The organism is Rhizobium sp. BK491, assembly GCF_014194925.1.
GTDB lineage: Bacteria > Pseudomonadota > Alphaproteobacteria > Rhizobiales > Rhizobiaceae > Rhizobium.
In genome coordinates this window covers 627,082-648,524 of the sequence record NZ_JACIAR010000003.1, presented here as the reverse complement: position 1 = coordinate 648,524, position 21,443 = coordinate 627,082, and the positions used below count along the sequence as shown (strand labels likewise).

Sequence of the window (21,443 nt, the reverse complement as noted above, 5' to 3'; positions counted from 1 at the left end):
CACTACATGGACGAAAGTGATACTGGACTTTTCGCTCACCATGAAACCGGCAACACATGCCATCTACCGCTCACCACTTGCAGCCGCCGGAGGACTGTCGGTCACCGGCAGCGGCAGGCAGCAGGCCATGCATGCCGTCACCGCGCGGAAGCTGCCGAGCTATGCGGTGGTTCTCGTCGAGAGCGGCCAGGGCTTTTTCGAAACGGATGCCGGCGGCCGCAGAAGCGTGAAAGGCCCGGCGCTTTTCTGGCTCTTCCCGAACCGCCAGCATTCATACGGCCCCGATGCGCAAGGCTGGAGCGAACGATGGGCGCTTTTCGAAGGCTCTCTCGTGCGCGACTTTCTGCGCCTTCGCCTCATCAGCGAGCAGAATCCGCTCATTACCCTGCGTAATCTCGACAGCGTGCAGCGTCTCTTCGGCACGATCCAAGACGATCTCATCGAGGATACCAACCTGTCGAGAGCCGCTGCCGCCTCCGCTCTTCATCAGATCGTCATTCTGGCTGCGCGGCAGGCGAGCCAGGCCACTCCCTCCTCTCAGCAAGGCTCGGATATCGGCGAAATCATCGAGGCGCTTCGCCAAAGAGCAACAGAAGCCCTCGACATGGCAGCTTTTGCAGCCGAATACGGCATGTCGCCCGCTACACTGCGCCGAAAAGTCACGGCGGAAGTCGGGCTACCGCCGAAGGGTTTTCAGCTTCGCGTACGCATGGACCGTGCAAAGGAGTTGCTAACGATGACGGACGACAAGATCGAGATCATCGCTTCGAAAGTCGGGTTCGATGATCCATTCTACTTCTCTCGGCTATTCCATGAGCGCGAAAATTGCACGCCCCGCGAGTTTCGTGCCCGCTATCGGCGAAGCTGATCGATCAATATAGGTCGAACACGTCGCAACGACCGGCCCTTGTTATGCCGCATCATTTCCCGATGGCTCCCGCTCCAAATTCCGGCGCCGCCAGGCCGCCGGCGCCTCCCCCACCCGTTTGCGGAAAAAGCGCGAGAAATAGGCGGGATCTTCAAAACCCACCTCGCGGCCGATATCCTCGACGGAGCGGATGGTGAACATCAGCAGGCGCTTGGCTTCCAGCAGCCGCCGGTCCAAAAGCATCTCCTTGACGGTATGGCCGAACACCTCGCGCGCCGCCTTATCGAGCAGATGCGGCGTCGTGGCGAGCAGGTCGACATAGTTGCCGACCGGCCAATCGCTCTTGTAATGCCGGTCGATGGCGCTGCGCAGCGCGAGCGCGAGCGCCACGGTCGGCGAAGCCGAAGGCAGCGCCGCGCTGCCGCCCAGCCGGCTCATCAGCGACAGTACAACGCCGATCAGGCCCAACATGACCTTTTCACTCTGGCCGCCACGCTCGCGATATTCCGCACTCACCATCTGCAGCAGCGCATCGATCTTTTGCCAGGAAGGATCGTCCGGCCGCGCTGTCAGAAAGGTCGGCACGTCAAGGCTTAGATCCACCTGGGGTGCCAAAGCCTTTAAGGTATCGTCCGATATCGAAAGGACGATAGCATCGGACTGATCATCGACATCGAATCCGTGAATGATGTTGCTCGGCACGAAGCTGATCGTCGGAGCGGAAAAATTCCAAGTTCGATCCTCGATCCGGTAGCGCCCGCCACCCTTGTACCAATAGGTGATCTGACCCATCAGCGGGTGTTTATGGGATGCGACATGTCCGAAATGCAGCGTTTTTCGGTCCATGACCGTTTCCACATGCAGGAATCCGACATCGAGCGCCCGGCTCGGCACGCCATAGACAAAGAAATTCGGAATCTCGTTCTTCTGCGACATGCAGGAAAAAGTACCAGCGAATTGCCCCCTTTGTCCATGGCCGGACCGGCGCGCCGGACGTAGCATTGCTCATGATCTCAAGGGAGGAATACGAGATGCGAGCTGAAGATCACCGCAGCGACAAGACCCGCCCATTTACCGGCGCCGAATATCTGGAAAGCCTGCGCGACGGCCGCGAAGTCTATATCAATGGCGAGCGCATCGCCGATGTGACTGCGCATCCAGCCATGCGCAATTCCGTCCGCTCGCTCGCCCGCATGTACGACGCGCTGCACGACGAAAAGACCAAGGATCGTCTGACATCCCCGACCGATACCGGTTCAGGCGGCTATACCCACAAATACTTCCGGGTGGCAAAATCCTCAGCCGAGCTTGTCGCCCAGCAGGGCGCCATCGCCGATTGGGCTCGTATGTCCTATGGCTGGATGGGTCGCACCGCCGATTACAAAGCGGCCCTCATGAATACGCTCGGCGCCAATGCCGACTGGTATGGGCCGTTCAAGGACAATGCGCTTTCCTGGCATAAGCGGACGCAGGAATCCGTGCTCTTCATGAACCACGCGATCGTCAATCCGCCGATCGACCGTCACAAGCCTGCCGATGCCGTTAAGGACGTTTTCGTCCACATTACCAAGGAAACCGATGCCGGCATCTACGTCTCCGGTGCCAAGGTGGTAGCGACGTCTTCGGCGTTGACCCACTATAATTTCCTTGCCCAGAGCTCGGCGACCGTCACGGAAGACCCGTCTCTGTCGGTCATGTTCATCGTTCCGATGAATGCGCCTGGCATTAAGATGTTCTGCCGCGTCTCCTACGAGCAGACTGCCAATACCGTGGGACATCCCTTCGACTATCCGCTGTCTTCTCGCTTTGACGAGAACGACGCGATCCTCGTGCTTGATAATGTCTTCGTGCCCTGGGAGGACGTGCTCGTGCTGCGCGACGCGGCAAAGATCCTCTCCTTCCACCCGGCCTCGGGCTTCATGCACGGTTACTGCTTCCAAGGCTGCACGCGTTTCGCCGTGAAGCTCGACTTCATTGCCGGACTGCTCGCCAAGGCGCTGCGCGCGACCGGCGGCGATGCCTTCCGCGGCAATCAGGCGGCGCTCGGCGAAATCATCGCGCTTCGCCACATGTTCTGGTCGTTTTCCAACGCCATGGCCTATAATCCGCAACCTTGGGCCAATGGCGCTGTATTGCCGAACATGGAAGCCGCGCTCTCCTACCGCACCTTCATGTCGGAGGCCTATCCGCGCGTCATCGAAACCGTACGCAGGGTCATCGCTTCGGGGCTAATCTACTTGCCTTCCTCGGCCAAGGACTTCGGCAATCCGGAGATCGACCGCTACCTCGCGCAATATGTGCGCGGTTCCAACGACATGGGTCATATCGAGCGCATCAAGATCATGAAGCTGCTCTGGGACGCCACAGGCACCGAATTCGGCGGACGCCACGCCCTTTACGAACTTAACTACGCCGGCGCGCCGGAGGAAGTTCGCCTGCAGGTGCTAAAGGGCGCCGAGCGTGGTGGCCGGTTGAAGGAGATGGAAGCGCTCGTCGATCAGTGCATGAGCGATTACGACGAAAACGGCTGGACCGGAGATACGTGGCTGCCGCCGCTGAGTGATACCTCCCCTGCCCGCAACGCCGCCGAGTGAGGACGTTGCCATGGAGGAGCAGTTCTCGAAAACCGAATTTCGCAACGCCATGGCTCGGGTCTGCGCTCCGGTGAACGTCATCACCACCAACGGCCCTGCCGGCCGCGGCGGCTTTACTGCGACCGCCATGTGCAGCGTCACCGACGAACCGCCGACGCTACTGGTCTGCATGAACAGTCGCTCGGCGCAGACCTCCCTCTTCCTGGAAAATCGTCGCTTCTGCGTCAATGTCCTGACGCAGGAGCACAAGGAACTGGCCGGCTATTTCGCCGGCCAACGCGCCGACATGGAGGAACGCTATGCCGCGGCGGAATGGATCAACTTTCGTTCCGGCAGCCAGGCGCTTTCCGATGCCATCGTCTCCTTCGATTGCCGCCTGACAGAAGCGCGCCTGGTCGGCACGCACCATATCTTCATCGGTGAAGTCATGGATATTCGCAGCCGCAAGGACGGACATGCGCTGCTCTATTTCGACCGCAACTATGTGCATGTGCCGACCCAGACGGGCAGCTTCGGCGGCTAGGAGCCGCATGGATGGCTGGCGTTCGTGGAAATAAAGCAGGGTGCCGGCGACGAGGCGGCACCCTGTTTGCATGCGAAAATAGCTGTTAGAGCTGGATCCATGCCGTCTTCAGATCGACGTATTTGTCGAGCGCATGCAACGACTTGTCGTGTCCGTTACCCGATTGCCTGACGCCGCCAAGCGGCACGCTGTTATCGGCGCCGCCATAGGTGTTGACATGCACGACGCCGGCGCGGATTCCCCGCACCATCCGATGGGCGCGCGACAGGTTCGAGGTCCAAACGGCGGAGGCAAGGCCATATTCCGTGCTATTGGCGATCTCAAGTGCTTCCGCTTCCGTTTGGAAGGAGATGATCGACAGGATCGGGCCGAAGACCTCTTCGCGCGCCAGGGTCATCGACGGCGTCACGTCGAACACCGCCGGCCGCATGTAATAACCGCCCGTCTCCTCAAGAATACGCAAACCACCGGTGCGCAGCGATGCACCCTCCGATAGCGCCTGCGAGATATAGCCGAGATCCTTCTTCAGCTGGATCTCGCTGGAAATGGCCCCTGCGTCGGTCGTCAACTGCAGTGGATCTCCGACCTTCATGGCCTCGGCGATGCGGATGACTTTCTCGGAAAAGGCCTCATGGATCGATTTCTCCACAAGCAGCCGGGAACCGGCGACACAGACCTGGCCCGAATTGCGGAAGATGCCATAGGCCGAGACCTTGGTCGCCTGATCGAGATCGGGCGCATCTGCAAAGACGATGTTCGGGGACTTGCCGCCCAGTTCCAGATAGACGCGCTTCAGGTTGGAGCGTGCCGAATATTCCAAGAGCCGCCGCCCGACGGGGCCGGAACCGGTGAAGGCCAGCACATCGATATCCATGTGCAGCCCCAATGCTTCGCCGCACACCGCACCGCGACCGGTCACGACGTTGAGCACGCCTTCGGGCAATCCGGCTTCGGCGCAAATTTCGGCGAGCTTGAGGAGCGTAAGCGATGCACCTTCGGCGGGCTTCAGCACGACGGAATTGCCCGCGGCGAGCGCCGGCGCAATCTTCCAGGCGCCGATCATCATCGGGAAGTTCCACGGCACGATGGCGGCAACGACACCGATAGCTTCGCGATGGATGAGCCCGAGTATGTTCTCAGCCGTCGGAGCGATTTCGCCATAGACCTTGTCGATCGCCTCGGCATAGTAACGGAATGTGCCGGCGGCGCTGCCAGGCTCGGCCTTTAGCGCCATCGAGATTTCCGTGCCGTTGTCGCGTACCCCGAGCACGGCCAGTTGGAGCGCATTCTTCTCGATCAGTTCGGCAATTTTCAGCAACACCTTCTTGCGTTCGGCCGGCGCCGCCTTCGACCAGCTGCCCTTCTCGAAGGCACGGCGTGCGGCCTTGACGGCCAGATCGACATCCTCCGTACCGGCATCGGCAATAGTGGTCAGCTTTGTTCCGTCGATCGGCGAGATGACGTCCATCGTTGCGCCGCTGATCGGTTGGCGCCGAGCGCCTCCGATGAACAACGTCTGGGGCGAAACGGATAGTGTCCGGAGCTGGTCGATCTTTTCCTGCATCTCATTGTCTCACAGAGAGGGTGGCGGAGCTTGCCCGCCACCACGATTGGAACTGGTTCAGGCTTCCTGGCCGGCACCGAGGCGGGCATAGCTTGCCGCATCGGCCGACTTCAGACGAGCCGCTGCGATAAAGCCGATGATGCCGGCAATCAGCACAAGCCCCGGCAAGACCACCGCAAGCACGCCATTAGCGCCGGCAATCGCGCCGAAATTCGCCGAGATATAATAGACAAGCGTCAGGAGGATCAGACCCGTCACGATCGGAAGCACCTTGATAACAAGCACATTGCGCTCAAGCCCCGGATTGCGGCTGAAGAACACCACGATCGAGAAGGCTGTAAACGCCATCAGCAGGATGATCGCCAACGTTGCGACATTGGTGAGCCAGGAGAAGAGTGCGAGCACCGGATCCTGACCCGTTACCGCAAAGAGCCCGACGACGAGCACGGCAATGACGGTCTGAATGATCGACCCGACATGGGGGCTCTGAAAGACCGGATGCGTCACGCCGACCGACTTCGGCAGCAAGCCTTCGCGGCCGGCGACATACATGTAACGCGCCACGCCGTTGTGGAACGCGAGGATGCCAGCAAACAGGCTGGTGATGAAGAGCACGCTCATTACGACGGTAATCCAGTGACCGACATAGCGCTCGGCAAGGCCGAAAAGAAAGGTTGTCGGATCGGCGAGGCCCTGCAGCGCCGGAACAAGCTTATCGACGCCGGCACCGATTACCATCAGCCAAGAGGTCAGCATATAGAAGAGGCCGATGATGATCACGGAAATATAGGTCGCCCGCGGTACGGTCTTTTCCGGCTCGCGGGCCTCCTCGCTGTAAATGGTCGTCGCTTCGAAACCGATGAAGGCCGCGAAGCAGAATAGGAGGCCGATCGCCGGCGTTCCGCTCCAGAAGGCAGTTGGCGTGAAAGGCGCAGCGGAGAGGCCCGCATCGCCTCCCTTGGCGAAGATCGCAGCGTCGATGACGAACACGACGAGATATTCGAGAATGACGAGCACCGTCAGCACTTTCGCCGACAGATCCACACGCCGATAGCCGAAGACGGCGACGAAGGCGATGCCGATAAAGCTCCAGAACCACCAGGGAAGATCGAGACCGAGCTGTTCGGCAAAGAAGCCTTTCGTTGCAGCACCGAAAAGCCCGAGAACGCCGACCTGCATCGCATTGTAGGCGAGAATAGCGATCAAGGCTGCGGCACCACCCATGAGGCCGCCAAGGCCCTGCGCGGTGTAGGCGTAGAAAGCGCCGGCATTTCTTATATGGCGGGCCATGGCGACGTAGCCGACTGCAAACAGCAGCAGAATACCCGTCACCAGCAGGAAGGTCAGCGGAATGCCCGGCCCGTTGCCGAGCATCATCGACAGCGGCACGCCGCCGGCAACAGCCGTCAGCGGTGCGGCGGCCGAAACGACGAGGAAGGTAACGGCACCTACGCCGAGACTGTTTTTGCGCAGCTGATTTTCAGCCGCACCTTGCGAATTTTGCGTGTTCATCTGCGTTCGTTCCCCTTGTTTAAGAACATCCGATCATCGCCGCGATTGCACGCGTGCGACCTCCACCAGAAACCGGACTGACGAGCGGGACTTATGCTTTTGTTGATTTAGCCGCCATCAGCGCTTATGGTTCATTATTTGAACCGCAGCTTTAAATATAGACTTGCAAACATTGTCGGCCTCTGTCAAGTTATTTCGCATGTTAAGTATCTTGGGTCGCTGCTATCGTGCCGCGGCGCAGGGTCAGCAGGCTGATTTGACGGGAAACCGAGGCTGGACGCACAGAATCAGAACCTGACCAACCCAAGAGGAGGAATGATGAGCACGATCGGAAAGGCGCTAGCATTGCTGGATACCCTGTCACGGCTGGACAAGGAGGCGGGTCTGACCGACATCGCCCACCTTTGCGCGCTGGACAAGGCGACGGCACGACGCTTTCTGGTGGAGCTCGAAAAACACGGCTTCGTCGAGCAAGATCAGGACACGCGCCGCTACCGCATCGGCTCGGCGCCGGTCCGCCTCGCTCGCATCCGGGAAGCGCGCTTTCCCTTCCTGCGGATCGCAATTCCTTTCATCAAGGCGCTTGCCGAGGCCTCGACCGAGACAGTTCATCTCTCGGAGTTCGCAGGCGGACAGCTCTCGACCATTCACGTCGAGGATTCGCCGCGCGCGCACCGTATCATCGTCGATGTCGGCAGCCTCCTTCCCTTCCATGCGACGGCATCAGGCCTTGCCTTTCTGGCCTTCTGTCCACCGGTAGAAATCGACGCAGCGCTTAAAAAGCCGATCGAGAAATTTACCGATCACACCGTCACCGATCCCCAATTGCTGCGTAAGATGCTGGCTGAAACCGCAGCACGGGGCTTTTCCATCATTGACCAGGGCCTGGAAGCCGGCGTCATCAGCACGGCCGCTCCGGTGCGAACGCCGGGCGGCCGCCCGATTGGCTGCGTGGCGATCGCCGCTCCGCTCTCGCGCACCAACAAGGCTGCCATCCACGAATTCGGCGCTCAGGCCGCCAACGCAGCCAGCGCCATCGCAGAAAAATATTACGGGTCGGAAAGACCCGCGGGAACTATTGCGAAACTCAGGAGGACGGATTGATGAGCCCGGAGGCTCCCTCACCACGGATACTCGTCATCGGAACCGGTGACACCAAATGCGACGAACTGCAATTCATGGCGTCCGTCATCAAGCAAGCCGGCGGCCAGCCGGCCATGATGGATGTCAGCATTCTCGGCGATCCACCTTACAGCCCTGAATATTCCAAGCATGACATCGCGAAGGCCGCCGCAACGACGATCGAAACCATTACCGAAAGCGGCGACGAAAATAGCGCCATGGCCGCGATGGCGAAGGGTGCAGCGGCGTTGGCCTTGCGCCTTTACGAAGATGGACTGGTGGATGGAGTCATCGTGCTTGGCGGCTCCATGGGCACGGATCTGGCGCTCGACGTCGCCGCCGTCCTGCCGCTCGGCGTGCCGAAATTCGTGGTCTCGACCATTGCCTATTCTCACCTCATCCCGCCGGAACGCATTGCGCCCGATCTGATGATGATCCTGTGGGCTGGCGGTCTCTACGGTCTCAACAGCATCTGCCAGTCGGTTCTCTCCCAGGCCTGCGGCGCGGTCGTCGGCGCTGCAAAGCACGGCACCAAGCCCAATCGCAAACGCCCCCTCGTCGGCATGACCTCCCTTGGCTCCTCCTGCCTGAAATATATGAAGTATCTGCGGCCCGAGTTGGAAAAGCGCGGCTACGACGTCGCCATCTTCCATTCCACCGGCATGGGCGGACGCGCCTATGAAGCGATCGCCTCAAAGGGTGACTTTGCCGCCGTCTTCGACTTCTGCATCCAGGAAGTCAGCAATCATCATTATAGCAGCGTCGTCACCTCCGGGCCGGACCGGCTCGAAAATGCAGGGCGCACCGGCACTCCGCAGATCGTAGCCCCCGGCGCCGTCGACATGGTCGATCTTCAGGCATGGCAAGCCCTGCCAGAGATCTTCGTAGATCGCCCGTATCACGCCCATAACCGGCTGATCGGGTCGGTAACGATATCGCCGGAAGGGCGGCGGGAAGTTGCTCGTGTGATCGGAGAAAAACTGCGGCGCACCGAAGCGAAGGTCGCCTTCCTGCTGCCGACCGAAGGATTGCAGGAATGGGACAAGCCGGATGAACCCTTGCATGATCCGGAGGGCCTCGACGCCTTTATCGACGAGATGCGCCGCGCCGTTCCGCCCTCTGTCACTCTTCACGAGGTTGACGCCCATATCAATGCGCCTGCGTTCTCTGCCGCCGCCCTTGCCATCTTCGATCGATGGGTCGCCGAAGGCGTCATTCCGGAGGGACGGCCATGACCGTCGATCGCGCCCTCATTCTCGATTTCGGTGGCGTCGTCACCCGCACGCTGTTCGAAACCCATGACATCACCGAGCGCACGCTTGGCCTTCCGAAGGGATCGCTGATCTGGCTTGGTCCGTTTGACAAGACGACGGACCCGCTCTGGGTCGCGATGCAGAACCGTGAGATTACAGAACGCGACTATTGGCTCACGCGAGCCGGCGAAGTCGGCAAGATGGTCGGCGAAAACTGGACCGACATGCAGACCTTCGTGCGCCGGGTGCGCGGCGCCGAGCCGGAGCTTGTCCTGCGCCCGGAAGCTCGCGAGGCCATCCTGCGCACCAAGGAGGCCGGCCTGAAGCTGGCTATCCTGTCGAACGAACTCGACCTTTTCTATGGCGTCGAGTTCCGCCAGCGTTTTCCGCTGATCGAGCTTTTCGACGTCATTGTCGATGCCACCTACACGAAGATCCTGAAGCCCGATCCCCGCGCCTACGAACTCGTTCTTTCCGAGCTCGACTTGCCGCGCGAAGCCTGCGTCTTCGTTGACGACCAGAAGAAGAACATCGAGGGCGCCGAAGCCGTGAGCCTGCCTCACGTGCATTTCGACGTCACCCGCCCCGCCGAAAGCTATGCCCGCGCACTTGCCATGCTGGGGCTCTGAACCAAGAGGAATTTGACATGCGTGAGACCAATTTCATCATCGAAAACAATGCACGCCATCTGTGGCATCCGATGGCCCATCCGGCCGAGATGCAGGCCAACCCGCCGCGCATCATCAACTCCGGCGAAGGCGTTGAGATCATCGACATCCAGGGCAGGAAGGTACTGGACGCAGTCGGCGGCCTCTGGAACGTCAATCTCGGCTATTCCTGCGAGCCGGTAAAGAAGGCGATCCGCGATCAACTCGACGAACTGCCCTATTATTCGACTTTCCGCGGCACGACGAATTCGCCGCTGATCGAACTGTCCTACGAGCTTGCCGAATGGTTCAAGCCGGATGGCCTCAGCCGCTCCTTCTTCACCTCTGGCGGTTCGGACTCGGTCGAGACCTGCCTGCGGCTGGCGCGCCAGTTCCAAAAGGTCAATGGCCAGCCCGAGCGCACCAAGTTCGTCGCACTGAAGAAGGGCTATCACGGAACCCATTTCGGCGGCGCCTCGGTAAACGGCAACCAGAACTTCCGCCGCAACTACGAGCCGCTGCTCCCAGGCGTCATCCACCTCCCCGCGCCCTTCCCCTATCGCAACCCGTTCAACACCACCGATGGCGCCGAGATTGCGGCGGCGATCGGCAGGCTTTTCGAAGAAGAGATCGCCTTCCAGGGCGCCGATACCATCGCTGCCCTCATCATCGAGCCGGTGCTCGGTGCCGGCGGCGTCATCGTCCCGCACGAAACCTTCCTGCCGCTGATGCGCGAAATCTGCGACCGCCACGGCATCCTGCTGATCGCCGACGAGGTGATCACCGCTTTCGGCCGCACCGGCGCCTGGACCGGATCGCGCCTCTGGGGCGTCAAACCGGACATGATGTCGACGGCAAAGGCGATCACCAACGGCTATTTCCCCTTTGGCGCCGTGATGATTTCCGACAAGGTCGCCGAGGCATTCGAGAGCAACAAGAACTCTGTTGGCAATATCGGCCACGGCTACACCTATTCCGGCCACCCGGTCGGTGCGGCTGCAGCGCTTGCGACACTGAAAGAAACCAAACGGCTCGACGTCGCCGCCAATGCCGCTGCCCGCGGTGAAGAGCTGCTTGCCGGACTGAAGAGGCTGCAGGAGAAGCACGAACTGGTCGGCGACATCAGAGGCAAGGGCCTGATGTGCGCCCTCGAGCTCGTCAGTGACCGGGCGAAGAAAAGCTCGGCTGCCAAGGACACCGTCCAGAAAGTCCATGACGCGACTTATGATGCCGGCGTGATGGTCCGCACCTCCGGTGCCAATGTCATCCTGTCGCCGCCGCTGATCGTGACGGCTGCGAATGTCCAGACGATCCTGACCGCGCTCGATGCCGGCCTCACTGCTGCAAAGGGCTGATCATGTCCGACAATGCAGCCCTCATCGCGCGCCGTGAACGGCTTTTGGGCCGGAACATGTCGCTCTTCTATGACGAGCCGGTACATCTCGTGCGCGGCGAAGGCGTCTGGCTCTGGGATGCCGACGGGCGCAAGTATCTCGATTGCTACAACAATGTGCCACATGTCGGCCATTGCCATCCGCGCGTGGTCGAGGCGATTGCGCGGCAGGCCTCGATGTTGAACACGCACACGCGCTATCTGCATGAGGGCATTCTCGACTATGTGGAGCGGCTGACGGCAACCTTCGACAAGAGCCTGAATGCCGCGATCCTGACCTGCACGGGCAGCGAGGCGAACGACGTGGCCCTGCGCATGGCACAAGCCATGACCGGCAAAACCGGCGTCATCGCCACGAACCACACCTATCACGGCAACACGGCGGCAGTGTCTCAGCTATCGACCCGCATGCCGCCGGTCGGCGGCTTCGGCGGCCATGTCCGGCACGTACCGGCGCCGGACAGCTATCGTCCGCTCGGGGGTGAAGGCGGAGATGCCTTTGCCACGGCCTTCGCGGCAGAAGTCGAAAAAGCGATCGCCTCGCTGGAGGATACCCCGCATGGCTTTTCGGCCATCATCATCGATCCGTTCTTCGCCAATGAAGGCTTTCCTGATCTGCCGCCGGGCTTTCTCGACAGGACGGTTGCAGCCGTACGCAAGGCTGGCGGCCTTGTGATTACCGACGAAGTACAGCCCGGCTTTGGCCGCACAGGCTCCCACATGTGGGGCCATCAGCGCGCCGGCATCGTTCCGGATATCGTGACACTCGGCAAGCCGATGGCAAACGGGCATCCCGTCGGCGGCGTCATCGCCAATGTCGACACGATAAACGCCTTCCGCAAGGCGTTCCGCTATTTCAATACCTTTGGCGGCAATCCAGTCTCCTGTGCGGCAGCCATGGCCGTGCTCGACGTCATCGACGACGAGAACCTCATCGAAAATGCCCGCAATGTTGGCGAGTATACGCGCGATGCCTTCAAGCGGCTGGCCGAGAAGCACGCGATCATCGGCGACGTACGCGGCAGCGGCCTGTTCATGGGCACGGAATTCGTACTCGGCAAGCAGACGAAGGAGCCGGCGACTGCTGAGGCAACCCGCATCGTCAACGAAATGCGCGAGCGCGGCGTGCTGATGGGCAAGATCGGCATTCACCAGTGCGCCACGAAGATCCGCCCGCCCATGCCGTTCACCAGGGATAATGCCGACTTCATGTTGTCTATCTTCGACGACGTATTGACTGGCCTGTGAGGCAATATGGCCGATCCGTTGCCACAGACCATCCGTGACGCGCTCCAGAAACGTGCGCTGGAAGCACTCGACCATTGGCCTGTGCGGGCCTACGAGCCTGTCCTGATGAAATATCGCGAGAATGCCGTCTTCCGCATTACGCTGGAAGACGGCCAGTTCGCCGCGCTCCGGCTGCATCGGCCAGGCTATCATGACGAGACGAGCCTGCGCTCGGAGCTGCATTTCATGGCGACGCTTAAGCTCGGCGGCTTGGATGTGCCGAGCCCTGTGCCGACAAGCAGAAAGCAAAGCCTCGTCCGACTGCCGGCCAACAGGCATTTTGCCGAACAGCATGCCGATGTGGTGAGCTGGATCGATGGTGTGCCGCTTGGCCAAAGTGGCGTGCCGCTATCGCAATCTGTTGAGATGCAGGAAGCAATCTTCTTCCGCATCGGGCAGAACATGGCCATCATGCACGAGCTTGCCGATGTGTGGGAACCACCGGAAGATTTTCACCGCCCGGTTTGGGACATCGATGGGCTGCTCGGCGAAACGCCGCTCTGGGGCCGCTTCTGGGATTGTCGCGGCCTTTCATCCGAGAGCACTATCGCCCTCTCGGCATTGCGCCACCAGCTGCGTCAACTGCTCGCGAACGCGGATAGCCGAAGCCTCGACTATGGGCTGATCCATGCCGATCTGGTGCGGGAAAACATCTTTCTGACGGGAGCTGAAAACAACGTCGCCTTCATCGATTTCGATGATGCCGGCCATGGATTCCGCCTGTTTGATCTCGCAACGACCCTGCTCAAGAACCGCAACGAACCCGCCTATCCGGTGATCGAGAAAGCGCTGGTATCAGGCTATCGCAGCCGGCGAGCACTCTCCGAAGCGGCTCTGGCGGCCCTGCCCCTATTCATGGTGCTGAGGAACCTTACATATATTGGATGGCTCGCGGAACGTCCGGAAATTCCGGACAATGTCGAACGTCTGTCGCGTTACGTCCATGCAAGTCTGGAGATGGCAAGACAGCTCGACTTTGTCGCTTGACATCCGCGAGATATTTATTAACGTGTTAAGTAATTAAAGTCTCGGGAGGACTCAATGCCACATCTCGCCATCGAGTATTCGGCCAATCTCGAGGGCCGCGCCGATATCGGCGCGCTCTGCGAAAGATTGCTGAAGACGGTTCTGGAGACCGGCCTTTTCGAAGTCGGTGCCGTGCGGGTGCGCGCCTTTCGCGCCGAGCACTATGCAATCGCCGACAAGCTGCCAGAAAACGCCTTCGTCGACCTGAACTTCCGCATCGGCAAGGGCCGCACGGATGAGGAAAAGAAACGCACCGGCGAAGCAATCTTCGCCGCGGCCATCGACGTTCTCGGCCCGCTCTTCGACACCCCGCATTTTGCCCTCTCGCTGGAAGTCCGCGAGATCGATGCGGAGCTGAGCTGGAAGAAGAACGCCATCCATCCGCGGCTACGCGGCAAGTGACATTCCCTTCGTGGGACGACATAACACCAAAGGAATAGACGATGTCCAAACTGCAGGAAAACATCGCAAGGGCCGAAAGCTTTCTGGCCCGGTTCAAGGATAGCGGCGTACTGAACCGCATCAATGGCGAAGATACGCGCGCTGACGACGGTTCGACTTTCGAGACCATCTCTCCCGTCGATCTGGAGCCGCTCGCAACCGTTGCCCACGGCAAGGCTGCCGATATCGACCGCGCGGCAAAGGCTGCAAAAGCTGCCTTCGCCGAGTGGGCTGCGATGCCGGGTGAAGCGCGCAAGAAGCTCCTGCATAAGATCGCCGACGCAATCGTGGCTCGTGCCGAGGAAATCGCCTTCGTCGAGTGCATGGATACCGGACAATCACTGAAATTCATGGCCAAGGCCGCTCTGCGTGGCGCCGAGAACTTCCGCTTCTTCGCCGACCGCGCGCCGGAAGCCCGTGATGGCAAGGCATTGCGCGCCGAAGGCCAGATGAATCTGACAACGCGCGTGCCGATCGGCCCGGTCGGCATCATCACGCCCTGGAATACACCTTTCATGCTGTCGACCTGGAAGATCGCGCCGGCTCTCGCTGCGGGCTGCACCATCGTCCACAAGCCGGCAGAATTCTCGCCGCTGACGGCCCGCCTGCTTGTTGAAATTGCCGAGGAAGCCGGCCTGCCGAAGGGCGTGTGGAACCTCGTCAACGGTTTTGGCGAGGATGCCGGTCGCGCGCTGACGGAACATCCCTTGATCAAGGCAATCGGCTTCGTCGGAGAAAGCCGCACCGGCTCGATGATCATGAAGCAGGGCGCCGACACGCTGAAGCGGGTTCACTTCGAGCTCGGCGGCAAGAACCCGGTCATCGTCTTCGCCGATGCAGAGCTGGAGCGTGCCGCCGACGCGGCCGTCTTCATGATCTACTCGCTGAACGGCGAGCGCTGCACATCGTCTTCGCGTCTGCTGGTCGAAGAAAGTGTCTACGACAAGTTTACCGCCATCGTTGCCGAGAAGGCCAAGCGCATCAAGGTCGGCCATCCGCTGGACCCCGAAACCGTCGTCGGCCCGCTCGTCCATCCCGTGCATGAAAAGAAGGTGCTGGAGTATATTCAGATCGGTCGTTCGGAAGGTGCGACGCTGGCCGCTGGCGGCGAGAAGATCAATGGCCCGGGCGGTGGCTGCTACGTCTCGCCTACCCTGTTCACTGGCGCCAACAACCAGATGCGCATCGCCCAGGAAGAGATCTTCGGCCCGGTGCTAACCGCCATCCCCTTCAAGAACGAAGCCGATGCGCTCGCAATTGCCAACGATGTCCAGTACGGCCTCACCGGCTATCTCTGGACGTCCGACGTCACCCGCGCCTTCCGTTTCACCGATCACCTCGAAGCCGGCATGATCTGGGTCAATTCGGAAAACGTCCGTCACCTGCCCACGCCCTTCGGCGGGGTCAAGAGCTCCGGCATCGGCCGCGACGGCGGCGATTGGTCTTTCGATTTCTATATGGAAACCAAGAACATCGCCTTCGCCACCAAGCCGCACGCGATCCAGAAACTCGGCGGCTGAGCCGCCAATATCTATAAGTACGCATAAAAGGAGGAACAAATGCCCCTGCCGAAACCCAATCTCTATCCGCCCTTCAACATCGTGCGCCTTAGCCACATCGAATTCGGCGTCACCGATCTTGCCAAGTCGCGTGCCTTCTATGTCGACACACTCGGCCTGCAGGTGACAGACGAAACCGCGGATACGATCTATCTGCGGGCAATGGAGGAGCGCGGCCATCACTGCATCGTGCTGAAGAAATCAGACAAGGCCGAAGCTCGCGATCTCGGCTTCAAGGTCTTCAGCGACGAAGACCTCGACAAGGCGGCGCATTTCTTCGAGGGCAAGGACCTGCCGGTCGAATGGATCGAGCGCCCCTACCAGGCGCGGACCTTCCGAACCCGCGACCCGCATGGCATCCCGCTTGAGTTCTATTCCAAGATGGAGCGTCTGCCGCCGATCCACCAGAAATATGCCCTCTACAAGGGTGTGAAGCCGCTGCGCATCGACCACTTCAACTGCTTCTCGACCAATGTCGACGAGAGCGTTGCCTTCTATAATGAGCTCGGCTTCCGCGTGACCGAATATACCGAGGACGAGGAAACCGGCCGCCTCTGGGCCGCCTGGACGCATCGCAAGGGCGGCGTCCACGACATCGCCTTCACCAATGGCCGCGGCCCGCGCCTGCATCACACTGCCTTCTGGGTACCGACGCCGCTCAACATCATCGACCTGCTCGACCTGATGGCGACCACCGGTTGGGTTGCCAATATCGAGCGCGGTCCGGGACGCCACGGCATCTCCAACGCCTTCTTCCTCTATATCCTCGATCCGGATGGCCACCGCATCGAGATCTACTGCTCGGACTATCAGACCGTCGATCCCGATCTGGAGCCGATCAAATGGGATCTCAGGGATCCTCAGCGCCAGACACTTTGGGGCGCACCCGCTCCCAAATCCTGGTTCGAACATGGTAGCCTGTTTGCTGGTGCGGAAGTGGCTGAGCCTGACCTGAAGGCACAGCCGATTATCGCGCCTTAAGCGTTACCCTTGAGAGCGGGAGAAAACGCCCGCTCCTCACCAACGTTCGAAAGCGCGAGGAGGCAGTCATGAATTTGAAAGATGCAACATTATTCCGGCAGGCGGCCTTGGTTGGCGGTGAGTGGATCGAGGCCGATCCCTCCAATGCGATCAAGGTCGACAATCCCGCGACGGGCGAAATCATCGGCCTGGTTCCCAATCTGGGCGCTGCCGAGACCAAAAAAGCGATTGCCGCAGCCGAAGCCACGCAGAAGGAATGGGCCACCCGCACCGCCAAGGAACGCTCCGGCATCTTGCGCCGCTGGTTCGAGCTGATGATGGAAAACCAGGACGATCTTGGACGCATCCTGACGGCGGAACAGGGCAAGCCCCTGCCCGAAGCCAAAGGTGAGATCGCCTATGGCGCAAGCTTCATTGAATGGTTTGCCGAGGAGGCCCGCCGCGTCTATGGCGACATCATCCCCGGTCACCAGAAGGACAAGCGCATACTGGTGATGAAGCAGCCGATCGGCGTCGTCGCGGCGATCACCCCCTGGAACTTCCCGAATGCGATGATCACCCGCAAGGCCGGCCCCGCCTTTGCCGCCGGCTGCGCCATGGTGCTGAAGCCAGCCTCGCAGACGCCGTTCTCGGCCATCGCTATTGCCGTGCTTGCCGAACGCGCCGGCCTGCCCAAGGGCCTGTTCAGCGTGATCACCGGTTCGGCGCGCGCCATCGGCGCCGAGATGACCGCAAGCCCGGTCGTGCGCAAGCTCACCTTCACCGGCTCGACCGAAGTGGGCGCCGAGCTCTATAAGCAGAGCGCACCGACCATCAAGAAACTCGGTCTTGAGCTTGGGGGCAACGCACCCTTCATCGTGTTCGACGATGCCGATCTCGATGCCGCCGTCGAGGGCGCGCTGATCGCCAAGTTCCGAAACAATGGTCAGACCTGCGTCTGCGCGAACAGGCTCTACGTGCAGGAGGGCGTCTATGATGCCTTTGCCGAGAAACTCTCCAAGGCTGTCGGTTCGCTGAAAACAGGCAATGGCTTTGACGAGGGCATCAATCTCGGCCCGCTGATCGACGAGGCGGCCCTGGCCAAGGTCGAGGAGCATGTTGCCGATGCGCTTTCCAAGGGCGGCCGAGTCGTCGCCGGCGGTCATCGCCATCAGCTCGGTGGACGCTTTTATGAGGCGACCGTGCTTGCCGATGTCACGCCCGCCATGGCCGTCGCGAAGGAAGAGACCTTCGGGCCGGTTGCTCCCCTTTTCCGCTTCAAGGATGAGGCCGACGTCATCGTCCAGGCCAACGACACCGAATTCGGCCTTGCCTCCTATTTCTATGCCAAGGATCTCGCCCGCGTCTTTCGCGTCGCCGAAGCCCTGGAATACGGCATGGTCGGCGTCAATACCGGCCTGATCTCGACCGCCGAAGCGCCTTTCGGCGGCGTCAAGCTCTCCGGCCTCGGCCGCGAAGGTTCGCGCTACGGCATCGAGGAATTCACCGAAATCAAATATGTCTGCCTCGGCGGCGTCGTCTGAGGTCAAGAGAAGGCCGTGAAAGCATGACCCATCCCAGATTCCTCTCCTTTTCGAGAAACGGCCGTCATGGCTATGGACTTGCGGTCGGCAACGGTGTCGTCGACCTCTCCGTGCGCCACGGCGCGACTTGGCCGACGCTGCGTGAGGTGATCGAGGCCGGTCGCCTCGTTCAACTTGCCGAGGAAGCCAAATCCTTGAAGCCGGATTTCGCTCTCGACGAGATCCGCTTCGAAATCCCCATTCCGTCACCGGAAAAGATCATTTGCGTCGGGGTCAATTTCCCCGACCGCAATGAGGAATACAAGGATGGGCAGGCCGCCCCTTCCAACCCCTCGCTCTTCATCCGCTTTCCGCGGTCGTTCACCGGGCACGAACAGCCCTTGATCCGGCCGCCGGAAAGCCCGCAGCTCGACTATGAAGGCGAGATCGTCATCATCATCGGTAAGGGTGGCCGCCGGATCGCGGAGGCCGACGCCTTCTCCCATATCGCGGCCCTGTCGCTCTGCAACGAGGGCACGATCCGCGACTGGGTGCGGCATGCGAAATTCAACGTCACCCAGGGCAAGAACTTCGACAATACCGGCTCGATCGGCCCCTGGCTGATCCCCTTCACGGATGCAGCGCAGCTCGACGACATCGAGCTTAAGACCCGCGTCAACGGCGAAGTGCGCCAGAGCGACCGCACCAGCCGGATGATCTTCTCCTTCCGCAAGATCATCAACTATATCTCCACCTTCACAACGCTCGTCCCCGGCGATGTCATCGTCACGGGAACGCCGACCGGCGCCGGCGCCCGCTTCGATCCACCGATCTGGCTGAAGCCCGGCGATGTCGTCGAAGTCGAGGCCGATGGCCTCGGCATCCTGAAAAACACGATCGCCGACGAGGTGCGCTGATGCTATCGCAAGATGAAATCCAGGCCGCCGCCGAAAGCCTCGATCAGGCCGAGCGGACGCGCGTTCAAACAGGGCTCCTTTCGCTCAAGCATCCGCAAATGACGATGGACGATTCCTATGCCGTTCAGAGCGCCTGGGTACAGAAGAAGATCGCGAACGGCCGCAAGCCTATCGGCTGGAAGATCGGGCTGACATCAAAGGCGATGCAATATGCGCTGAACATCAACATCCCCGATTCCGGGGTGCTCTTTGACGATATGGTCTTCGAAGATGGCGCGACGGTGCCGGCGGATCGCTTCATCCAGCCGCGCATCGAGGCCGAAATCGCCTTTGTCATGAAGGCGCCGCTCAGGGGGCCGAATGTCTCGATCTTCGACGTGCTGAACGCGACCGACTATGTGACGCCAGCGCTGGAGATCCTCGACACGCGCATTCTTCGTGTCGATCCGGAGACGAAGAAGGCGCGCACCATCGTCGACACCATCTCCGACAATGCTGCCAATGCCGGCATCGTCACCGGCGGCCGCGCCGTGCGGCCCGGTGAGATCGACATGCGCTGGATGGGCGCGATCGTCAGCCGTAATGCCGAGGTCGAGGAAACCGGCCTCGGCGCCGGCGTGCTCAATCAGCCAGCACGCGGTATTGCCTGGCTGGCCAATCGCCTATCGCAATATGGCGACGGTATCGAAGCCGGCCAGATCGTGCTTGCCGGGTCCTTCATCCGCCCGATCGAGGCGCGACATGGCGATACGATCAATGCCGATTTCGGGCCCTACGGGTCGGTCAGCCTGTTCTTTGCATGAAGGGGTGAACCATGCCGGCGCCCAAAAACCTCTTCAAACAGGCCCTGAAGGAAGGGCGGGCGCAGATCGGCCTTTGGCAGGCGCTCGCCAATGCCTACACGGTCGAAATCTGCGCCGGCGCCGGCTACGACTGGCTGCTGCTCGATGCCGAGCATGCGCCAAACGATATACCGCTTCTCGTTTCGCAATTGCAGGCGATGAAAGGCACGGCGAGCCACGCAATTATCCGTCCGCCGATCGGCGAGACCTGGATCATCAAGCAGATGCTCGATATCGGCGCGCAGACCCTGCTCATCCCGATGGTCGACAGCAAGGAGATGGCCGAGACCATGGTCAAGGCGGTGCGATACCCACCGCATGGCGTACGCGGCGTCGGCGCAGCCCTTGCCCGCGCCTCCGCCTTCAACCGCATTCCGGACTACCTTGCGACGGCCAATGACGAGATCTGTCTGCTGCTGCAGGTTGAAAGCCGTGCGGGGCTTGCGGCGCTCGACGACATCGCCTCGACCAAAGGCGTTGACGGCGTCTTTATCGGACCATCCGATCTTGCCGCAGACATGGGCTATCTCGGCAAGCCGGGTGCCCCTGAAGTGCAGACAGAAGTCGAAAAGGCGCTCGCAAAAATCCAGTCGCATGGCAAGGCGGCGGGCATCTTGATCGGCGATCTCTCGTTGGCAAAACGCTATCTGGAGCTTGGCGCCACCTTCGTCGCGATAGGCAACGACGTCACGCTGCTTGCCAATGCTACCATCAAGCTTCTTGACGATTTCAAGAAGGCGGATGCAGCCAAGCCGCCTGAGGACGTCAAGGTCTATTAATAGCCGGGGCCACGGCGGTCGTCGTTCGCCTATTGCTTATTTTGCGGATCAATAGAACCGAAGCGGCCCCTCATTCCTCGCCGACCGAGCCATTCTCCAATTTCAATGCCGCCAATTCATCCAGCATATCGAGAAGCTTCTCGACGCGCTCCACGCCGAACCGAGCATCGATATCGGCATAGACCTTCAGGCTTTCCGGCATAACGTCCTCGACAACCGCCTCCCCGGCCGCTGTGATCTGCAACAATACCCTGCGGCCATCGGCATCATCTTTATGCTTGGTGATAAAGCCGCGCTCTTCGAGCGAACGGATCATGCGCGTCAGGCTCGGGGCAAGAATGGATGCCTTGTCTGCGAGTTCCGTCGCATCGAGCTTTCCGCCTTCGTAGAGAACGCGAATGACACGCCATTGCTGCTCGGTCACATCATGCGCCACCAGGATCGGCCTGAAATGGCTCATGACCGCTTCACGGGCGCGCAGAAGTCCGATCGCCAGGGAACGGCGACGGTCCCGCAGTGGCCGTTTGGGGTGCGTGGCCGCGATTTCCGGCTCAGCGCGCGGCCTCACATCACTGTCTGTTCTGTTTTGCATCTTTTGCATATTCGCTTCGATTATGGCCCTCACTGATTAAC

Annotated in this window: 20 protein-coding genes; 16 read left to right on the top strand and 4 right to left on the bottom strand. The window is 60.6% G+C overall.

Annotation, left to right across the window (positions count from 1 at the left end; all coding sequences use genetic code 11):
• Nucleotides 1-40: 40 nt before the first annotated feature.
• Nucleotides 41-868, top strand: a complete 828-nt coding sequence (locus FHX05_RS17415; protein ID WP_183873282.1) for an AraC family transcriptional regulator — start codon at nt 41-43, stop codon at nt 866-868.
• Between the two features lie 42 nt (nt 869-910).
• Here FHX05_RS17415 and FHX05_RS17410 read toward each other — a convergent pair whose 3' ends face one another.
• Nucleotides 911-1,804 carry a helix-turn-helix domain-containing protein gene (locus FHX05_RS17410; RefSeq protein WP_183873280.1) on the bottom strand — a complete coding sequence of 298 codons (894 nt, stop codon included), beginning with the start codon at nt 1,802-1,804 and terminating at the stop codon, nt 911-913.
• A 95-nt stretch (nt 1,805-1,899) separates the two neighbouring features.
• On the opposite strand from FHX05_RS17410, the gene FHX05_RS17405 reads away from it, so the two are divergent.
• Together FHX05_RS17405 and FHX05_RS17400 are read left to right on the top strand one after the other, a co-directional pair.
• A complete protein-coding gene (locus tag FHX05_RS17405; protein WP_183873278.1) occupies nt 1,900-3,462 on the top strand; it encodes a 4-hydroxyphenylacetate 3-hydroxylase N-terminal domain-containing protein in 1,563 nt (520 codons plus the stop codon).
• Between the two features lie 10 nt (nt 3,463-3,472).
• The gene (locus tag FHX05_RS17400) at nt 3,473-3,985 is read left to right on the top strand and encodes a flavin reductase (protein ID WP_183873276.1); all 513 of its coding nucleotides are present in this window, start codon (nt 3,473-3,475) and stop codon (nt 3,983-3,985) included.
• Nucleotides 3,986-4,070: 85 nt separating this feature from the next.
• Here the strand turns inward: FHX05_RS17400 and FHX05_RS17395 are convergent, their stop codons facing one another.
• Both FHX05_RS17395 and FHX05_RS17390 read right to left on the bottom strand, forming a co-directional pair.
• A complete protein-coding gene (locus FHX05_RS17395; RefSeq protein ID WP_183873274.1) occupies nt 4,071-5,549 on the bottom strand; it encodes an aldehyde dehydrogenase in 1,479 nt (492 codons plus the stop codon).
• A gap of 57 nt (nt 5,550-5,606) precedes the next feature.
• Complete coding sequence (locus FHX05_RS17390) at nt 5,607-7,061, bottom strand: APC family permease (RefSeq protein WP_183873272.1); 1,455 nt, start codon at nt 7,059-7,061, stop codon at nt 5,607-5,609.
• Between the two features lie 318 nt (nt 7,062-7,379).
• On the opposite strand from FHX05_RS17390, the gene FHX05_RS17385 reads away from it, so the two are divergent.
• From FHX05_RS17385 to hpaI, 13 genes are all read left to right on the top strand, one after another.
• Entirely contained in the window at nt 7,380-8,165 is a 786-nt protein-coding gene (locus tag FHX05_RS17385) for an IclR family transcriptional regulator (RefSeq protein WP_183873270.1), read from the top strand.
• The gene (locus FHX05_RS17380) at nt 8,165-9,418 is read left to right on the top strand and encodes a Tm-1-like ATP-binding domain-containing protein (protein WP_183873268.1); all 1,254 of its coding nucleotides are present in this window, start codon (nt 8,165-8,167) and stop codon (nt 9,416-9,418) included. Before FHX05_RS17385 ends, FHX05_RS17380 begins: the two co-directional genes overlap by 1 nt.
• Nucleotides 9,415-10,065 carry an HAD-IA family hydrolase gene (locus FHX05_RS17375; RefSeq protein WP_183873266.1) on the top strand — a complete coding sequence of 217 codons (651 nt, stop codon included), beginning with the start codon at nt 9,415-9,417 and terminating at the stop codon, nt 10,063-10,065. Before FHX05_RS17380 ends, FHX05_RS17375 begins: the two co-directional genes overlap by 4 nt.
• A 17-nt stretch (nt 10,066-10,082) precedes the next feature.
• The gene (locus FHX05_RS17370) at nt 10,083-11,438 is read left to right on the top strand and encodes an aspartate aminotransferase family protein (RefSeq protein ID WP_183873264.1); all 1,356 of its coding nucleotides are present in this window, start codon (nt 10,083-10,085) and stop codon (nt 11,436-11,438) included.
• A gap of 2 nt (nt 11,439-11,440) precedes the next feature.
• Nucleotides 11,441-12,724 carry an aspartate aminotransferase family protein gene (locus tag FHX05_RS17365; protein ID WP_112603950.1) on the top strand — a complete coding sequence of 428 codons (1,284 nt, stop codon included), beginning with the start codon at nt 11,441-11,443 and terminating at the stop codon, nt 12,722-12,724.
• Nucleotides 12,725-12,730: 6 nt separating this feature from the next.
• On the top strand, nt 12,731-13,750 hold the full coding sequence (locus FHX05_RS17360; RefSeq protein ID WP_112603952.1) for a phosphotransferase: 1,020 nt from the start codon (nt 12,731-12,733) through the stop codon (nt 13,748-13,750).
• Between the two features lie 54 nt (nt 13,751-13,804).
• Nucleotides 13,805-14,191, top strand: a complete 387-nt coding sequence (locus FHX05_RS17355; protein WP_183873262.1) for a 5-carboxymethyl-2-hydroxymuconate Delta-isomerase — start codon at nt 13,805-13,807, stop codon at nt 14,189-14,191.
• 41 nt (nt 14,192-14,232) lie between these two features.
• The gene (hpaE, locus tag FHX05_RS17350; RefSeq protein ID WP_183873260.1) at nt 14,233-15,750 is read left to right on the top strand and encodes a 5-carboxymethyl-2-hydroxymuconate semialdehyde dehydrogenase; all 1,518 of its coding nucleotides are present in this window, start codon (nt 14,233-14,235) and stop codon (nt 15,748-15,750) included.
• A 39-nt stretch (nt 15,751-15,789) separates the two neighbouring features.
• Nucleotides 15,790-16,770, top strand: a complete 981-nt coding sequence (hpaD, locus tag FHX05_RS17345; RefSeq protein ID WP_183873258.1) for a 3,4-dihydroxyphenylacetate 2,3-dioxygenase — start codon at nt 15,790-15,792, stop codon at nt 16,768-16,770.
• 68 nt (nt 16,771-16,838) lie between these two features.
• A complete protein-coding gene (gene gabD / locus FHX05_RS17340) occupies nt 16,839-18,293 on the top strand; it encodes an NADP-dependent succinate-semialdehyde dehydrogenase (RefSeq protein ID WP_183873256.1) in 1,455 nt (484 codons plus the stop codon).
• A gap of 23 nt (nt 18,294-18,316) precedes the next feature.
• Nucleotides 18,317-19,189 carry a fumarylacetoacetate hydrolase family protein gene (locus tag FHX05_RS17335; RefSeq protein ID WP_183873254.1) on the top strand — a complete coding sequence of 291 codons (873 nt, stop codon included), beginning with the start codon at nt 18,317-18,319 and terminating at the stop codon, nt 19,187-19,189.
• Complete coding sequence (gene hpaH, locus FHX05_RS17330) at nt 19,189-19,992, top strand: 2-oxo-hept-4-ene-1,7-dioate hydratase (RefSeq protein WP_183873252.1); 804 nt, start codon at nt 19,189-19,191, stop codon at nt 19,990-19,992. Before FHX05_RS17335 ends, hpaH begins: the two co-directional genes overlap by 1 nt.
• 11 nt (nt 19,993-20,003) lie before the next feature.
• Nucleotides 20,004-20,810 (top strand): 4-hydroxy-2-oxoheptanedioate aldolase, encoded by an 807-nt coding sequence (hpaI, locus tag FHX05_RS17325; protein ID WP_183873250.1) that lies wholly within the window; start codon nt 20,004-20,006, stop codon nt 20,808-20,810.
• Between the two features lie 70 nt (nt 20,811-20,880).
• Here hpaI and hpaR read toward each other — a convergent pair whose 3' ends face one another.
• Nucleotides 20,881-21,402, bottom strand: coding sequence for a homoprotocatechuate degradation operon regulator HpaR (gene hpaR / locus FHX05_RS17320; protein WP_246698976.1), 522 nt, complete (start codon nt 21,400-21,402; stop codon nt 20,881-20,883).
• Nucleotides 21,403-21,443 lie beyond the last annotated feature (41 nt).

Bases quoted from the DNA above. Each gene is read 5' to 3' on its own strand.
- FHX05_RS17415 (WP_183873282.1), top strand. From the start codon at position 41: ATGAAACCGGCAACACATGCCATCTACCGCTCACCACTTGCAGCCGCC.
- FHX05_RS17410 (WP_183873280.1), bottom strand. From the start codon at position 1,804: ATGTCGCAGAAGAACGAGATTCCGAATTTCTTTGTCTATGGCGTGCCG.
- FHX05_RS17405 (WP_183873278.1), top strand. From the start codon at position 1,900: ATGCGAGCTGAAGATCACCGCAGCGACAAGACCCGCCCATTTACCGGC.
- FHX05_RS17400 (WP_183873276.1), top strand. From the start codon at position 3,473: ATGGAGGAGCAGTTCTCGAAAACCGAATTTCGCAACGCCATGGCTCGG.
- FHX05_RS17395 (WP_183873274.1), bottom strand. From the start codon at position 5,549: ATGCAGGAAAAGATCGACCAGCTCCGGACACTATCCGTTTCGCCCCAG.
- FHX05_RS17390 (WP_183873272.1), bottom strand. From the start codon at position 7,061: ATGAACACGCAAAATTCGCAAGGTGCGGCTGAAAATCAGCTGCGCAAA.
- FHX05_RS17385 (WP_183873270.1), top strand. From the start codon at position 7,380: ATGAGCACGATCGGAAAGGCGCTAGCATTGCTGGATACCCTGTCACGG.
- FHX05_RS17380 (WP_183873268.1), top strand. From the start codon at position 8,165: ATGAGCCCGGAGGCTCCCTCACCACGGATACTCGTCATCGGAACCGGT.
- FHX05_RS17375 (WP_183873266.1), top strand. From the start codon at position 9,415: ATGACCGTCGATCGCGCCCTCATTCTCGATTTCGGTGGCGTCGTCACC.
- FHX05_RS17370 (WP_183873264.1), top strand. From the start codon at position 10,083: ATGCGTGAGACCAATTTCATCATCGAAAACAATGCACGCCATCTGTGG.
- FHX05_RS17365 (WP_112603950.1), top strand. From the start codon at position 11,441: ATGTCCGACAATGCAGCCCTCATCGCGCGCCGTGAACGGCTTTTGGGC.
- FHX05_RS17360 (WP_112603952.1), top strand. From the start codon at position 12,731: ATGGCCGATCCGTTGCCACAGACCATCCGTGACGCGCTCCAGAAACGT.
- FHX05_RS17355 (WP_183873262.1), top strand. From the start codon at position 13,805: ATGCCACATCTCGCCATCGAGTATTCGGCCAATCTCGAGGGCCGCGCC.
- hpaE (WP_183873260.1), top strand. From the start codon at position 14,233: ATGTCCAAACTGCAGGAAAACATCGCAAGGGCCGAAAGCTTTCTGGCC.
- hpaD (WP_183873258.1), top strand. From the start codon at position 15,790: ATGCCCCTGCCGAAACCCAATCTCTATCCGCCCTTCAACATCGTGCGC.
- gabD (WP_183873256.1), top strand. From the start codon at position 16,839: ATGAATTTGAAAGATGCAACATTATTCCGGCAGGCGGCCTTGGTTGGC.
- FHX05_RS17335 (WP_183873254.1), top strand. From the start codon at position 18,317: ATGACCCATCCCAGATTCCTCTCCTTTTCGAGAAACGGCCGTCATGGC.
- hpaH (WP_183873252.1), top strand. From the start codon at position 19,189: ATGCTATCGCAAGATGAAATCCAGGCCGCCGCCGAAAGCCTCGATCAG.
- hpaI (WP_183873250.1), top strand. From the start codon at position 20,004: ATGCCGGCGCCCAAAAACCTCTTCAAACAGGCCCTGAAGGAAGGGCGG.
- hpaR (WP_246698976.1), bottom strand. From the start codon at position 21,402: ATGCAAAACAGAACAGACAGTGATGTGAGGCCGCGCGCTGAGCCGGAA.